This window comes from Muricauda sp. SCSIO 64092 (assembly GCF_023016285.1).
In the GTDB taxonomy this organism is placed as follows: Bacteria; Bacteroidota; Bacteroidia; order Flavobacteriales; family Flavobacteriaceae; genus Croceivirga.
Map to the genome: position 1 here is coordinate 3,768,811 of NZ_CP095413.1, position 16,116 is coordinate 3,784,926.

General features: G+C 37.5%; 15 protein-coding genes and 1 other RNA gene. 5 read left to right on the forward strand and 11 right to left on the reverse strand.

The annotated features are described in order from the left end of the window. Nucleotides 1–168: 168 nt before the first annotated feature. Nucleotides 169–3,327, forward strand: a complete 3,159-nt coding sequence (locus L0P88_RS15675) for a restriction endonuclease (protein ID WP_281499742.1) — start codon at nt 169–171, stop codon at nt 3,325–3,327. On the opposite strand, the gene L0P88_RS15680 is transcribed toward L0P88_RS15675, so the two are convergent. From L0P88_RS15680 to ssrA, 9 genes are all read right to left on the reverse strand, one after another. After that, a complete protein-coding gene (locus L0P88_RS15680) occupies nt 3,319–3,924 on the reverse strand; it encodes a glycosyltransferase (protein WP_247130878.1) in 606 nt (201 codons plus the stop codon). The genes L0P88_RS15675 and L0P88_RS15680 overlap by 9 nt on opposite strands. Next, nucleotides 3,921–4,568 (reverse strand): glycosyltransferase, encoded by a 648-nt coding sequence (locus L0P88_RS15685; protein ID WP_247130879.1) that lies wholly within the window; start codon nt 4,566–4,568, stop codon nt 3,921–3,923. Before L0P88_RS15685 ends, L0P88_RS15680 begins: the two co-directional genes overlap by 4 nt. Before the next feature lie 39 nt (nt 4,569–4,607). Next, nucleotides 4,608–5,528, reverse strand: coding sequence for a tyrosine-type recombinase/integrase (locus L0P88_RS15690; protein ID WP_247130880.1), 921 nt, complete (start codon nt 5,526–5,528; stop codon nt 4,608–4,610). A gap of 120 nt (nt 5,529–5,648) precedes the next feature. Next, nucleotides 5,649–6,746, reverse strand: a complete 1,098-nt coding sequence (locus L0P88_RS15695; RefSeq protein WP_247130881.1) for a hypothetical protein — start codon at nt 6,744–6,746, stop codon at nt 5,649–5,651. After that, nucleotides 6,733–7,707, reverse strand: coding sequence for a hypothetical protein (locus L0P88_RS15700; protein ID WP_247130882.1), 975 nt, complete (start codon nt 7,705–7,707; stop codon nt 6,733–6,735). The genes L0P88_RS15695 and L0P88_RS15700 overlap by 14 nt, the downstream gene beginning before the upstream one ends. A gap of 444 nt (nt 7,708–8,151) precedes the next feature. Further along, nucleotides 8,152–9,078 carry a helix-turn-helix domain-containing protein gene (locus L0P88_RS15705; protein WP_247130883.1) on the reverse strand — a complete coding sequence of 309 codons (927 nt, stop codon included), beginning with the start codon at nt 9,076–9,078 and terminating at the stop codon, nt 8,152–8,154. A gap of 57 nt (nt 9,079–9,135) precedes the next feature. After that, nucleotides 9,136–9,801, reverse strand: a complete 666-nt coding sequence (locus L0P88_RS15710; RefSeq protein WP_247130884.1) for an epimerase — start codon at nt 9,799–9,801, stop codon at nt 9,136–9,138. A gap of 51 nt (nt 9,802–9,852) precedes the next feature. Next, on the reverse strand, nt 9,853–10,791 hold the full coding sequence (locus L0P88_RS15715) for an alpha/beta hydrolase (RefSeq protein WP_247130885.1): 939 nt from the start codon (nt 10,789–10,791) through the stop codon (nt 9,853–9,855). A 721-nt stretch (nt 10,792–11,512) separates the two neighbouring features. After that, nucleotides 11,513–11,912, reverse strand: a transfer-messenger RNA (tmRNA) gene (gene ssrA / locus L0P88_RS15720). 207 nt (nt 11,913–12,119) lie between these two features. On the opposite strand from ssrA, the gene L0P88_RS15725 reads away from it, so the two are divergent. From L0P88_RS15725 to L0P88_RS15735, 3 genes are all read left to right on the forward strand, one after another. Next, nucleotides 12,120–13,322: an NAD(P)-dependent oxidoreductase gene (locus tag L0P88_RS15725; RefSeq protein ID WP_247130886.1), complete on the forward strand. Its 1,203-nt coding sequence runs from the start codon at nt 12,120–12,122 to the stop codon at nt 13,320–13,322. A gap of 85 nt (nt 13,323–13,407) precedes the next feature. Next, on the forward strand, nt 13,408–13,692 hold the full coding sequence (locus L0P88_RS15730; protein ID WP_247130887.1) for a hypothetical protein: 285 nt from the start codon (nt 13,408–13,410) through the stop codon (nt 13,690–13,692). Nucleotides 13,693–13,892: 200 nt separating this feature from the next. Beyond that, the gene (locus L0P88_RS15735) at nt 13,893–14,264 is read left to right on the forward strand and encodes a DUF1801 domain-containing protein (RefSeq protein ID WP_247130888.1); all 372 of its coding nucleotides are present in this window, start codon (nt 13,893–13,895) and stop codon (nt 14,262–14,264) included. Here the strand turns inward: L0P88_RS15735 and L0P88_RS15740 are convergent. Further along, nucleotides 14,232–14,516 (reverse strand): hypothetical protein, encoded by a 285-nt coding sequence (locus tag L0P88_RS15740; protein ID WP_247130889.1) that lies wholly within the window; start codon nt 14,514–14,516, stop codon nt 14,232–14,234. The genes L0P88_RS15735 and L0P88_RS15740 overlap by 33 nt on opposite strands. Before the next feature lie 86 nt (nt 14,517–14,602). Next, nucleotides 14,603–15,421: a 3-deoxy-8-phosphooctulonate synthase gene (gene kdsA / locus L0P88_RS15745; RefSeq protein ID WP_247130890.1), complete on the reverse strand. Its 819-nt coding sequence runs from the start codon at nt 15,419–15,421 to the stop codon at nt 14,603–14,605. A gap of 67 nt (nt 15,422–15,488) precedes the next feature. Between kdsA and L0P88_RS15750 the strand changes: the two genes are divergently transcribed. Beyond that, nucleotides 15,489–16,046: a hypothetical protein gene (locus L0P88_RS15750; protein ID WP_247130891.1), complete on the forward strand. Its 558-nt coding sequence runs from the start codon at nt 15,489–15,491 to the stop codon at nt 16,044–16,046. The last annotated feature ends 70 nt before the right edge of the window (nt 16,047–16,116 follow it).

Genomic DNA, 16,116 nt, shown 5'->3' on the forward strand with positions numbered 1-16,116 from the left:
TTTTAGCTTGCAGTACTTCATTTTTGAGCAAGTATGGAGGCAATGAAGTACAGTTTAATGAAAAGCAAAGGAAAGTTTTGTTTTCAAAACAACCACTAAGTGATGTAGGTTCTGGTTTCTTCAATATTTTTATATTCAACAACAGATAACTAATTATTATAATACAATATCACTGATTTAAATGTAAATAGGGCTCAGGGATGGTATAAGTTTGAAAAACTTACAGGTTTGTTGTTAAAGCTTACTTATGGGTTGGAAGAAAATGAATTTGAATTCACGAGAGCCATTAAAGATGGGGGTAAAGATGCGATAATCGAAAGGCTGATTTCTTCGGATGTGCTCAATCGTTTAAAAATCACAGCTTGGGTAGAAGCAAAGTACCGTCAAGAGAACAACGTCGATTTAGGAGACATAGGGGGAAATGTTATTATTGCTTCAAACTCAAGTGTACATAGTGTATTTTTTGTTACTAATCAATTCTTTACCCAACAGGCTATCGAGCAATTGCTCATTTTTCAAGTAAGGACTGGACTTCAAATTGAATTGATTGATGGTTATCGATACAGGAATCTTTTACAAAAACATTTTGAGTCAATTCAAGAACAGAAGTTAGAGATAAGTAAATTAAGTAAGCTTGAACTAATAGAGTTCGCTAAAAATCTACTCGATAATTTGCCTACTCGTCCACCTAAAATAGAATATAAGGTCAATTTGATTGTTGAACGCGGGAAAATTACTAAGAATAGCAAAGCCGGAAGCCTGAGTAATAATGAGATAAACCTTGAACGCAGAGCTTTAGACCTTTCTTCTATTATTGATTCAAAAGAAACCCTATCACTTTCAAAAGCAAGGATGTCTTTTGTAATACCAAAGAATCAAATTGAAGGTAATCCAAACTACGAGCTGTTAGGGATTAATCGAAAGGACTTGTTTCGACAGACCATTACACTATTGGAATCTGGTAATATAGTTGTAATTAAAGGTGGTGCAGGACAGGGAAAAACATTCTTTTCTCATCATATTGCTAGAGTATTCTACGAATCTGATAAAAACGTCATTTTTATAGATATCGAAAACCATACTGTCCAATCATTAACTCGAGCAATCATTATAGAGATAATCGGAATTGATTATTTTAAGTATTTACAGGATAGGGAGGCAGTCCTGGAGTATCTTTCCAGCTATTATGCGATTGATAGTTTTGTGGCTACTAAAGTTATCAGCCTTGTTCAAGAAGATAAGACTTATGATGAAATTACAGATTACTTATGTCTCAAGTTATTATTAAAGCTTTTTAAAAACATTACAACAAGAAAGCCTTCACTTATGATTGTTGATAATTTTCATAAGGCTTCTCGGAATGTTGTAACATTTTTAAAGAATCTTTTCATCTTTTTGAAACAATCTCAGATTCCGGTGCTTGTATTGACGCGTGACGAATCCATAAGGATTAAGAATTTAGAGGCTGACTGGTTAGAGGTTTTAGATGACATTATTGATAGCAATCATTTTGTAAGAATGGTTATGCCAAAACTGAATAAGGAAGATAGATTTCACTTTATTCAGTTACTAGCCCCTGGTGTTAGCAAAAGTTTTACACAATTAATAGAAAGTGTTTCTTTTGACTCTCCCCTCTTTATTAAGTTGATTGTGGATTTTTTAAAATCCGAAAGGATAATAATGTCTAAAGACGATGGTTTTTGGGTTCTTGGTGGAAATTATTCAGATAGTTTTATTACAGAAAGCGCCCAAATTGAATATTTGGTCGTTTCTCGCCTTAAAAGATTGTTTGGAGACCAATTATTGAGAAGAATAGCACAAGTAACGTTCCTTTTCAACAATCAATTACCTGAGAGTATTTTCCGGAGAATTTTTCCCAATATTGACTACGTGGCTTTAGCTAGTTCAGATCTTTTTTATACTAACCTGACTACAGATGGCTTCATTATAAGTTTTAATCATGATTTATATTATGAAAATCTAAAAGGTGGACTTAGGAATCCTATCCAAGAACTTAACATTCAGTCAACAACTCTATTGTCTTTTCTGAAAAAAGAAAATTTAATCAACAACATCCAGGACGATATCTTGGGAACATTATTTGAACATTCAGGTCAATTGGATAAGGCCCATGAATGTTTTTTAAAATATGCAAAGAAGAATCTTTTAGTAGACGGGTTCAAATCAATTATTTATTTTGAAAAAGCATTAGAATGTTTTTTGATTCCCAAAATTCCTGTAATTGGAGACGTTAGTCGTAATGAAACAATAGCTGACATAATTTTTAGGATATTTCCCCTTTACAATAGGTACAATTTACTTTCTAGAAGAAAATCCAAAAGTCTTTTCGGTTTGTTGAAAAGGCTAAACGACATTCAATGCCTTAATTCAGTCCAACAATTAACAAGGCTATATTTTATTGGTCTCAAAGAAACTAAGGAAGAGAATTTCTGGTATGCAAAGCAAGCTTATGAAGAAGCCTTGGAACAGTTAGATAATAGTCCTGATGTTCCTTCAGCTTTAATTGACAATATCATATCCCAGTATGGTATTAATCTGAAACATGTTGGAAAAAAAGATGATTCATTGATTTTTTTTGATTCATTTTACCGGAAAACACTATCAGAGAGAGTGAAGCATCAAAAGTATTCGAATGAAGCAGCTTACTATCTTACATCCAATCCAAAAAAGTCACTTCAACGCTATGAGTTTATAAGGGATAGCCTGTCCAAAAAAGATGATATTCACTTAATGGTCGATTTTGGCATGGTCTATTTCTATTTGAAAAAGTATGATTCAGCAAATGAGCATTTGAAACTAGCTTTACAGAAAGCCCGAGAACAGTCTGACTTATCCGAAGAAGCTAGAGCCGAAAATATTTTAGGAGTACTTTCTTGGCAAAGAGGTGAACGCCAACTTGCAGAAGAGTATTTTGACCTTGCGGCATCCAACTGCGAGTTGGCAAACAATCATAGATGGTTATGGAGAATTAGAACAAATCAAGCTCAAGTTGCACTTGAAAATCAAAACCAAAAGAAGGCTTACAATATCGGTTGGACGGTATTGCAGCATCTTAATAAAACAAAAACAGCGATTTCTAATGAAATTACTCAAAGCGTCGGATTTTCAAGGCGATATGCTTCTCTAAAAGCAGTACTGTTAATCTATTACAAGCTAGGCAAGTACGAAGAAATCGAAAATATAATCGACAGTTTCAATATTTCAGAACTGGTTTCCTTTTGGGAAAAGTTGAAAAAGAACGGCAATAACGAATTTGACAGAAATGACTCTAACCTTTATGGGGAAAGATACTATATTTTAGGGTAAAAATAATGAATAGCACTGCCAGTGTTTCTGAAAAAAGTCTTGCATTGAATAATTATCCACTATAGTTTTTTTTGCTTCTTTTCCGATTTTTTGCCTTATTTCAGGATTGCGCAATAATAATTCAATTTTATTCGCCCAATCTCTTTCATTATTACTCTCTACAATATATCCATTGTGACCGTTTCTTATAATATCTCGACTAAATCCGTGAGGTTTTGCAATTACGGGTAACCCACTGGCCATAGCTTCTAAGAGTGTTCTACCCCCAGGTTCATATTGTGAAGTAAAGCAAAAGATGGAACACTTGGCCAAAATATAAGGTAACATTTCATGAGGTATATGACCCCACCAAAATATTAGGTTCTTCGACTCTAATTCATTTACAATACTTGCACACTCGACACTTTCCTTAATTTTAGCTATTTCATGATTGTTCCCTCCAACTATCCATATATTAGGTGCAATTTCTAAATCCTTTTCAACAACAAGCTTTATAGACCTTAGAAACAGATCAATACCTTTAGAAGCCGTTAGTCTTCCGAAATAAATTATAGGCGGCTTATTATTTATTTGACTATGTGTATGCAAATCTATCATTTTACATTTGGTTTTGTCCGAGGAATTAACGTACCGTTTTCCGTATATAGTTCACTTAAAAAAAGGTTATCGACACCTCTACCAATTACCCTTATTTTAATGGGATCTACGTCATAATATTTGACCACATCATTTTTTTCCTCATTCGAAATGGAGATAAGTAATGACGCATTATCAAAAATTCGTTTTTCTTCTTCTATCTGTTGACTAGAAACTAGATACCCCGATTTACGTTTCCTTAATCCATTTGAGATAATTGTATGAATAAATGGAATTTCAAGTTTATTTGATAAATGCATTGCAGCTCTTCCTGAATACCAATAAATAGAATGAATAAGACTAGGCTGAAAACTTCTATTTGTAATTTGAGATTCAATTAAGTCATTTATTTTTTTTTCAAGGTTAATTAGGTTGGTTTTGTCCCATTGTTTCTCTGGGCCTATCTTAATACGGCTTAGACTTACCATGTCATATTCAAAAAGAGCGGGTCCAAAAGAAGCTTTTCTAGTAATGAATAATGCCGGTACTTGTTTGTAAATGAGTAAGTTCATAACTTCATTTACGTACATATGGGTACCCCCACCTTCCTCGGCACCAGGTTGTATTGTAGGATCGGCATGTAAAGTCAATACAAGAATACTCATCAATAATTCATAATAATTAGTTATCCGTTATTCGGATAGCTAATTGTAGGATATAAGATTACGGGGATGCTTTAGTTTAAGAATTTCTGAGGTTCTTTGATGGCTAACATGAGTATAAATCTGGGTTATGTTAATGGAGCTGTGTCCCAAGAGTTCCTGGATATATCTAATGTTGATATTAGCTTCTAATAGCTGAGTAGCAAAAGTGTGCCTGAAAACGTGCGGAGTAACACCACGTTTAATCCCGGATTCTTGAGATATTTTTTTGATAAGATGACGAACAGATTGTTCGGAAATCCTATGGTTCAATCGATTGATAAAAAAGTAAGAGTTCTGTTTTATTTTGTCTTCAAATAAGCTATGGTAGTCTTTTAAAGCAGTTATGGTCTCCTCATTGGTAATGGGAATGATACGTTCTTTATTTCCTTTACCAAGGATTTTTATTGTGCTGAAATCGGAATGTATGTTTGATTTTTGAAGAAAACAAAGCTCTGAAACGCGAATTCCCGTAGCGAATAACAACTCTACAATAGCTATATTTCTAACAATTTGGCGATATCTCATTGAACTTTTTGAAGCTGCCAATTTTTGAGATTGAAGTTGTCTAAGTATTGCAGTAACCTCTTTTAATGACAACACAGAGGGAAGTGACTTTTGGACCCTTATGTTAATCCGTATTTTGTCAAATGGATTTTCTGAAATGCAATCTTCATATAAGAGATGGCTATAGAAAACCTTAAGGGTTGCTATTTTTCTTTTGACCGTTCTGGGAGCATATTTATTGATGTGAGCCAAATGCTTCTTAATATGTTCTTTTTGAATTGATCTAAAATCCTGGATATCAAATTCGTCTTTGATATATTTTTTGAATTGTTTGAGATCTGACGTGTAAGCCTCAATTGTTTTTTCACTTAGTTTTTTTTCCGTTTTACAATGAGACAAGAAGTCGTTTAAATACATGATGTGGTTTTTAAGTTAGAACCACGTAAAATAGAATTATTTAAAATAGTTGTCCTAGAAAGCATTGCCACTGAAGCAAGACTTAAACAGAATTAGAAATTGTGGACTTTTTTAGCAGTACTAATTTAGCTCCATTTTTTTAGTGATTTTTTCAACTTTTTCAAATACATGGGCAAGATTATTTTGATGTGAAATCTTTCGTGAGGTCAATTTCCATTTAGGTGTTGCTAAATAGTAATTTAGAAACAGACCTAGAAAAATGATGATCATACCACTAATAGTATAAATCATATTTTCGTTCAATTCTTGGAAGAAATAATACCAAGTGGTAAGCAATCCAACAAATAGTGTACACATCGCTACAATTAAATAGGCTCTAACTTGCCGTAAAACACCCAAAACCATAAGGACTGTTGCGAATATCGCCTTAAGTAAAATCATCAATACAAGGGCATATGTATTAAAATAGGCAATTGAATCACCATGGTTCTCATTTTTGAAAATAGTATAAAGACTTTCTTGTAGTATGGGATTTAAGAACGCCATAACCATTAGTAGAAAGAATACCTCCAAGGTTTCGTTCCACCTTAACGAAAAAGGAGGTATCTCTTCACGCCTTTTTGAGAAATACAACGCAAAACATAATGTACTTACTATGGATGTAATGATGAATACTTCAAAGGAGAAACTCATTCGAATATACTCAAATAGACAAGTCTGTAGCAGCACGAAAGCGGAATAAATGGCGATATAGTTGTGGTACCGAATTGCTATGACCCATGCTACTAATGCTACTATCAAAAATTGGATTGGATTTTGGATTTTATTTTCATTAAATATCCAAAGGATGGAAGCTATCAAAAATAAACCCCCTATCAAGATAAGGGCTTTATCCATACCAGCTTGGTTGTACCTTTTTCCAATGTAGACTTCGTAAATGAACAGGGTGCCAGTTCCTATAACAAATAGTGCAGTAGGATTAAGTTCTGTTATAAGTAAACCAATCAAATATGTTCCCCCCAAGAGAAAAACTGTGGTAGCAGAAAATAATAAGGTTCTTATGGATAGATTTGTAGACTTCCTTTTATCCGAGTACTTTTCATTAAGATTACTGGCTTCGGTAGCTGTAATGTAATCGATATCGCTCCATTGCTTTACCTTTCTTTCAACAAGACGTTTAAGAGACGATTGATTACCGGGGTATTTAAGATTGATCATGTCTATTTCTTTTAACTAAAAAATATGCAATGACGATGAATGCGGTACAAATAAGATATAGGGATGTTGCATATTCATTTTTCCATTTAAAAACCTTGAAGTACGTAGTCATGGCGACATATAGATATATGATTGTGGTAGTTGATACGATGGGACTTTTTTCTTTTCTTGACAACGCTAAAAAGACAATACTCCCAACAATAATAAGTCCAAAGTATAGAATGTTGGGATTTTCTTGATAGACCAAATTAGCGGTTAGAGCCAACATGATAAGTTGTGTAGCAAATATTAAATACGTCTTTTTGAAATGCTTTTTCCAATTTTTCCAACTAGTTAAATAACCAACAATTAGGAATCCGACACCAATTAATGTGCTTTCCGCAACTGGAATATCCTGCATAAATACATTTGGATTCTCCCATGAAAATATATCAAAAGCTATGGAGAACCATGCGGTAAATGCAATAAGCCCTTTTGTAAGTATTACACGGCTATCAAAATAATAGGCGCAAAAAAAATAGAATAATGTGGTGATTATCGCAATATCGTCATAGCGATTTCCAAAAATCTTGAATTCATATTGCACATAACCTTCCAGAGATAGAAAAAACGTAGTGCAAGCAACGAGTACTAAGTCAAAGAAACGTGCCTTTTGTTCTATTTTCCCCCACGAAAAAGGCTCTTTTCTAGTAAAGCAATAATAGGAGGTGGATAAGAAAGCGATAAGTAAAATAGTAACAAGAATCCATTTTAGATAGTGGTCAAAATGATCAATTATGATATTGAGAATGCCTATCGAAAAAAAGCTGATTCCTATACCTAGCAATACTTTGAGTTCCCAATACACGGAGAGAACAGATGAATCCAGTTGTTTCTGTAATTCGTTTATTCTGAACTCTGACATATCCTTTTCCTCTTTAAACTGGTGAATTACAGACTTGTCTTCTTTGGAAAGTGACATTTGGTTGACTTCTTATAATGTATTGGTTGTTAACTTTTTAAATATACATATCTGCGTTATGATAGTCAATATTTTCGTTAGATCACTGTAAGTAATATCTTCATCCGATCTCAATTGCTCTTTAACGAAACTGGATTGTATAAAGACCAGAACCTAAATTTTAAATGGCTTGGTTCATTGGTATTTAAAGGTATTTGTATTTTGATGCCCACCGAATAGGTGACTTTTGGATGGATTAAATTGGAATCTCCTAGAAATTCCAGCATCTCAGCGAAAAAAGAGATTTCATGCGTTTAAAAAACTTCTTTCCTGAAGCTGTTAGCCGGTTTGTTGAACAGTCTGTTTGATCGCAAATGACGTCATTTGACTTTCATTCCAAGGTTAGGAATCCTAGATTATAAAGCAAAAGGATGTAATGGGTTTACTCCAATAACCCCATTCTTATTAATTCAGATAAGCTTCTATATAGGCCTTAGGACTCATTCCTGTCTTCTTTTTAAATAAGCGCGAGAAATATTGCGGATATTCAAACCCCAATTTATAGGCAGTCCCAGAAATAGTATTTGAGGGGTTTAAAAGCATGTTCTTGGCTTCATCAATGATAAATAGATTGATTTGGTCAATCGCTGTTTTGCCTGTTTCCGCTTTTATGGTGTCACTCATATAGCGGTGACTCACCTGTAGTTGCGATGCCATCCATTCCACAGTTGGAATGCCCTCTTCGGCAAAAAGGTTCTGCTCAAAATAGGTGTTTAGAATATCGTTGAATTTTGTAAACAAGACCTTGTTGTCGTCGGTTCTGTCAAGAAACTGTCTTTTGTAAAATCGGTCGGCATATTTTAGTAATGTTTCTAGGTGTGAAATGATAATTTCTTTGCTGAATTCATCCTGATTGTTCTCATATTCAATCTTCATGCTATTGAAAATATCCTTTACAATCTGCTCTTCTTTTGGAGATAGATGCAAAGCTTCATTCACGTTGTAATTGAAGAAGTTGTATTTCTTTATTTTTTGATAGATTTCCAAGTTGCGGATATAATCCTTATGGAATGCTACATGATAACTTTCAGAACTGAAAGCGATGCCCTTAAAGCTCAATTCTTGATTGGGCGCTGTAAACAAAAGAGTTCCTTTTGAACAATCGTATTTGGTACGGCCATAGGTAAACTCGCCAGAAACTATGTTTTTGAAACTAATGCCATAAAACTGACAATTAAGTTCTACAGGCTCATCAAAAGTATAGGCTTCACAACTTTTTTCTTCGCCTTCTTTCAATTGGGTATGCAAAACGCTGAACAAGGGGTTTTCTGGTTCTGGTAAATCAAACTGTTTATGAAATTCCGATATCGTATTGAATTGATAATTGGGCATTTTTGTCTTTAAATTGGATTTTCAATTTACGGTTTTAAGGTGGTAAATTTTATTTAGCTACTTTTTTGCAAGTTGAAGGATATCAATAGGGTCCATTATCTTCTTATCATATCCACTTTTAGTAGCTTTAATCATTGATAATCCAATTTGAGCTGTATCTACTACTGAATTTGGAGCCAGACGCTTCATTAACTTCAATAACCAAGTCATATTTTTGATTACTACTCTGTAGAGTTTACTACTTGGAGATACTCCTTTTGCTGGAATAATCATGCCTGGGCGGAACATAAATGCTTGCTGAAATCCAAGTTTTAATATGTCATTCTCTGTTTTACCTTTTACACGAGCCCACATACTTCCTTTTTCGTTAGACTTGGTACCTTGCCCAGAGACGTAAATAAAAGTCATACTAGGGTTTAGTCCAACCAGCACTTTTGCTAATGCCATAGTGTAATCATAAGTGAGTTTGGTGTATTCTTCCTCCTTCATTCCGGCCGAACTCACACCCATACAGGCGTAACAAGCATCATAATCTGCCAGTTGACCTTTTATTGAGAGAAATTCAGAAAAATCTTGGTGAAGGAGCTCCTTTAGTTTCGAATGGTCAATACCTACGCTTCTTCTCGAAACGGACAATACTTCTGTAATTTCATAGCTATCCAAGCATTCCAACAAAACGCCTTTGCCAACCATCCCCGTGGCTCCTGTTATAATTACTTTCATGATTTATGTTTTTTAAAAGGTAAAGAACATTTATATTCTCTACCTTAAATCTTATTTATTAAAGAATTTCGCCACGGCATCCGTCGATACTTTTACAGCTTCTGGTTTATAGTAAAAATCAACATGGCTAAACTCATCTACAGCTAAAACCTCATGTTCATTGGTAAGCTTCTCAATAAATCCAGTTGAACAAGGGGCTGTGGAAGCAGTTGTTCCATAGACCACAAGAGTAGGCTGTACAATCTTGTCTGCATAAGCCTCACCTATAGAAATAAGGGATTGCATTGCTTGGTCACCAATGTGCATATTGGTATAGTTCTCAACCGCTTTAGGTCCTCTAAACCCATCCCTGCCGTAGTAATCATAAGTTTCTCCAGCCATTGCTGGATATGCCGCGGTTCCTACAAATTCCTCTCTTGACTGCTCATCGTCAAGCCCAAATGGAGCTACATAATCTGGCGCTCCAGTTTCATACTGCTTTTGCATTGAAGCATTTGCAGCAGCAATCATTTGATACGCCATTTCTTTGTCTGTCCATTGGAAACCATCTGCCGCCATCATACCTGAAACCGTTGCAATTTTCTTGATTCTATGGTCTGTAACTGCTGCCGATGCAATAATAGAACCACCTTGGCACACGCCAAGTCCATGAATTTCTTCAACAAAAGGCAGTGTACCGAGATAGGAAACTGCATCCCAGGTATTTTCGATTAACCTGAACATGTATCTAGATTGCTTAAATTCTCCTGGCAAAGCTGGCGAGTCTCCCATTCCTAAATAGTCAAAGCCCAAATAGATAAAACCCCTTTTGGCCATTTCTGGACCATAGGTAGCTGGAATTTGGTCTTTCACTTGTGGAAACGGACTTGCCCCAACAATCGCTTTATATTTTTGATTTGCATCAAAACCTTCTGGAAGGTATAAATCCCCGGCTAGTTCTACTCCAAATGATTTAAAAGTCACTTTGTTTTTTCCTACTTGTAGTTCCATGATATAACTGCTTAATAGATTATTTTAATTATTTGAATACAAAACTACCAAGCACTTTAAGCTCAACTCTTAAACATTTTCGCAGGAGACGTATACATTTTGGTTAAAAGAAAAAAAACACCATATAGAGTGGATTTATGAGATGTATTTTTCAGGATATAGAACACTTGTCATAGTTTCACTACCATCCATTTTAGGTTTCCCATAGTTATTTAATTCACTTACCCAGCCTTGGCCATCACACTTTTTTGATAGTAAAACACCAACATTCACCAGTTGACTGGACTGCATAAAGCCGGTCGCACACTCCCTTTTTATAAGTCTTTGGTCAATCCTGAATATTGAAATCGCGTGGGCATCAAAAAAAGATAACGACTACACGGCTCTATGGGAAGTAAATCAAAACATCGAATTATGGAATCATCTCAAAATATCCATCCGGAAGTGAAACTAAAGAATCAAAAAGAAAAACGCTGCCGGATATGATAGAGCCTGTGGGAGCATTGGCTTTCGAATCCCGAAGGCGTAACGAAAAAAGCGAGCTTTTTTATTGGCTCGCTTTTGCATTTAACTTCAAAATTTTGACTTTAGTGGAGCCGGAGACGGCCGAGCGTTAGGAAAAGGTCTTGCAGACCTTTTTAGCGAAGGAGCGAGCTGGAGCGCTGGCTTTCGAATCCCGAAGGCATAACGAAAAAAAGCTACCCAAAAAGGTAGCTTTTTGAAGTGGAGCCGGAGGGATTCGAACCCTCGTCCAAACAAGCAACAACAATGCTTTCTACATGCTTAGTTCTGATTCGTTTTTCGACGCACGACCGACCCAAAACCGCCTATCGTACGCTTAGCTTCTTTAGTTTAGGATTTCCATTGAAGCCCTGAAAATCCGGTGTTGACTTTTATGGTGCCCCAAAAAAGGTCGCCGTCAACAAGGGCTACCAAGGGACATTTAGCTTTCCCGCCTTGCGGGACTAGGCTTGGACTTACTGTAATTCAGTCAATTAAGCAGCTAAAGCGTAGTTAGACTCGCCATTTAAAAGTGTGGGATATTGAATTTACGAGCATCATTCCCATAGCTCGACATGCTTACATCGCCATTGGTCTCGCTGTCAAAACCAGTCGGCCCCATAATGGGATGGCAAATCCGTGATTTGCGTGGTCAAAGTATATCCCGAATGTATTTCGGAACCTCATACCCCACTATCCCATCATTTTTGTCAAAGAACACTTTTGAAAAGGATGGCAAAGTTAACCAATTATCTTTCCCGATCAGAAAAGTTTGCGCATGCCCTACAATCCCATTATTTTAGTCCAAATAGTATACCAAACCCGTCATGCGATTCGGAATTATCCAAGAACGTAAGAACCCGCCCGATAGGCGTGTGGTCCTTTCCCCAAAATTGTGTCAAAATGTCCAACAGTCCCATTCGGAAGCCAAAATTATTGTTGAACCTTCTCCCATACGTGTTTTTGAAGATGCGGAGTACAAGGCCTTAGGGATTGAAGTGGCCTCCAAAATGGAGGAGTGTGATGTGCTATTGGGGGTAAAGGAAGTTCCAATTGCTGCGTTGATACCCCATAAAAAGTACTTCTTTTTTTCCCATACCATCAAAAAACAGCCCTATAATCGGGATTTGCTCCGAGCTATTCTGGACAGGAATATTGAACTCTATGACCATGAGGTGATTACCAATTCCAAAGGGCTGCGTTTGGTTGCTTTTGGGCGCTATGCCGGCATTGTGGGGGCCTATAATGGCATTCGTGCCTATGGTATGAAATATCAAAGCTTTAATTTGCCCAGGGCTGAAAACTTAAAAGATCAACAGGCCTTAATTGCCGAGTTGAACAAAATCAAGCTGCCAAACATTAAAATTTTGTTGACCGGTAAGGGTAGGGTAGGCAATGGCTCCAAGGAAATGCTTGATGCCATGGGCATTCGAAAGGTCAATGTTGCCGAATACCTGCATCATGATTTTGAGGAACCGGTATATTGCCAAATAGACGTTTCGGAATACAATACACGTAAAGATGGGGTACGTGGCAATAAAACGGATTTCTTTGCCAATCCCTCGGAATACAAGTCCAATTTCTTTCGCTTTGCCAAGGTGACCGATTTTTATATCGCCGGACATTTTTATGGGGATGGTGCCCCTTACCTGTACACAAGGGAAGATGCCAAACATCCCGACTTTAAGATTAAAGTGGTGGCCGATGTTAGCTGTGATATTGATGGTCCCGTGGCTTCAACCATTCGGCCTTCCACGATTGCCAACCCCGTTTATGGGTATCACGCCATCTCGGAACAGGAAATGGACTTTAAGGATGCCAGGGCGATTGCGGTGATGGCCGTGGACAACTTGCCTGCGGAACTCCCCAGGGACGCAAGCGATGGATTTGGGGAAGCCTTTTCAAAATATGTGATTCCCGCTTTTTTTAATGGGGATAAGGACGGAATACTGGAGCGTGCACGAATGACCAAAAATGGAGGGTTGACGGAACGTTATTCGTACTTGCAAGAGTATGTGGCCATCGAGTAAACAGGTAGTTCGTCTTTTTTCCTTAACGCAATTTTAAGGATTTCGTAAAAATGTATATATTGAAAGGCTTTTGTGCTTAAACCACATGAAGTTTAACTGGAAGTCCCCTGAAAAAGAAATGAGCGAAAAGCTCAAAAAGGCCTGTATCGATTTTGAATACGAATTGAGGCCTAAAATCACTAAATTCTTATTGGAACGTTTGGACGCAGAGTGTTGTGGCGATTTGAGCTGTTTTTATTTTGATGTGGACCTCAACTCCGGATGGGTAGGGATTGGGACCGAAACTCCTCAGGATTATATTGACAAGATCCAGGTTGATTTTGACAATGAAATCAATGGCAACCTTAACTTTTCGGCTTTGGCTTCCTAATTATTGATCAAAATTTCCATTCCCTGCAGGATGTTGTTTCGGAGCAATACAATTTCCCATAACTTTTAACTTTAGACAATTCCTTCGCATTTTTTAAGTGTTTTTATGTTTAGGATTTTGGATTCCCACCGTTGATTTCCATAGCGGGTGAGTTTTCCTTAGGCGCGCTGGGTTTGGAAAAAAAGTCTGATTTTTGGGATATGAACCCCGCAGAAGAATATATCCTATCCAGAGAGGAGCCTTACCGAAGCATTTTGTTGCATCTTAAGGCCATCCTGGAAGGGGTCATCCCCAATGTAGATATGAAATACAAATGGAGGATTCCCTGTTTTTATGCGGACAAACATCCTATTTGTTATTTAAACGCCTCCTACAAGGGAGGATTTGTGGATATCGCCTTTTGGAATTCCGCCCATTTGACCAAACACCTTGAACTGATGCATTCTGAAAAAAGAAAAGTGGTCAAATCCTTTCGCTACTTCACTTTGGAGGAAATCAATGATGAAGTCCTTATTGAAGTGGTGCAAGAGGCTTATGATCTAAGGAAAAAAGGGTTCTACAAACGGAGTTAGTTGTTCATCGGACCATTTTTCGATATTAAAATTGGGCTCGTCCCCACCCTCAACAAAAGGGAGGTTGGGAATGCCGTCAACACCTTTTACCAATACCTGCAAACCCCAACTTCCCCGGTAAAATTTGAAGGTAGCCGGACTATTGATTTCCATGGTACTCTGTCGTTTATCATCGGAAATTCGGGTCATCCTTGTTGCGGATGGATTCCAATTACCAGGGTTTTTATGATTTCCGGTAATATACCACTTCATGCGCATTGGAAACCGTTACCGTGTAGGTGGCCGTAACTTTTTTGGATGGAATAAACTGCCAAGGGTATATTTTGTTACACTATTTTTTAAAGGGAATTAATTGTTTTTCGAATAGCGACCAAATCGGAAAGCAATTTTTCCAAAAGACTCAAATCCAACATATTGGCACCGTCGCTTTTGGCATTGGAGGGATTAAAATGGGTTTCCATAAACAGGCCGTCAACCCCGGCCGCGATGCCCGCTCTTGCCATGGTACCTATTAGTGCGGGACGTCCCCCCGTGACCCCCGAAGATTGATTGGGCTGTTGCAGGGAATGGGTAACATCAAGGACTACGGGGGCGTATTGTTTCATGGTCGGTATCCCCCTAAAATCGACCACCATATCCTGATAGCCGAACATGGTCCCCCGATCGGTTATCCAAGCATGTTCGTTGCCTGATTCATGCACTTTGGTCACCGCATGCTTCATACTTTCGGGACTCATGAATTGGCCTTTTTTTAAATTGACCGTCTTGCCCGTTTTGGCCGCTGCAACCACCAAATCGGTTTGGCGCACCAAAAAAGCGGGTATTTGTAGCACATCTACATATTCTGCCGCCATGGCAGCATCCTGTTCCGTATGGATATCCGTTATTGTGGGTACGTTGAAGGTATCGGATACCTTTCTGAGGATCTTTAAGGCTTTTTCATCCCCAATTCCCGTAAAGGAATCCAGGCGACTTCGATTCGCTTTCTTAAAACTGCCCTTAAACACATAGGGAATCTGGAGATTATTGGTTATTTGGATCACTTTTTCCGCAATTCGTAAGGCCATATCCTCTCCCTCAATGGCGCAGGGACCGGCCAATAGAAAGAAATTGCCACTGGATGTATAGGTAATTTTGGGTATCTGGGATAAGGACATGATCGCTTTTTCGACAAAAGTACTATTTTGAAATAGGATCGTTATACCTATACCCAAATAACCTACTATGCTACGTCTTCCACTTTTGGTCTTTTTGGGCCTTGTTCAACTTACCTATGCCCAGTTTGGGAAGAATTGCGAATTGCGGCAATTAAAAATTAATCTCATTCACCCTGGCATTGAATATGAGATGGCCCTGGGCGTAAACTCCACTTTGGATATTAGGGTGGCCTATCAGACCTCGCTAGATCCCTTTACCGAAAGACCAATCGAAAACTATGACTTTTTTCCCGCATTGACCCTTCAAAATCGGTATTACTACAATTTTGGAAGTAGGGGGAGAAGGGGACATCAGATTTATGGGAATTCGGCCAATTATATAGCCCCGTCGGTCTCGGTATTCGAATCGGGGAGTAGAGTAGTGGAAGGCGCTATTGCAGAAGGAGTTTTTGCCACCACGGGTTTGGTCACAGGACTTCAAAGAAGTTACAATTCGGGACTGAGCTTTTCAGTGGATATTGGTGCCGCCTATTATTGGGGACCCTTTGATGAAGGCATCCAACCGGTTTTCAACCTAAGTATCGGTTGGATCGTTAATGAAAAACGATGGTGTGTGGGAAGATAGGGCCCCATGCTAAACTTTTGATAAATAGTACGCAGGGTAAGGACAAAGACAATAGCTTTAGGGATACTAA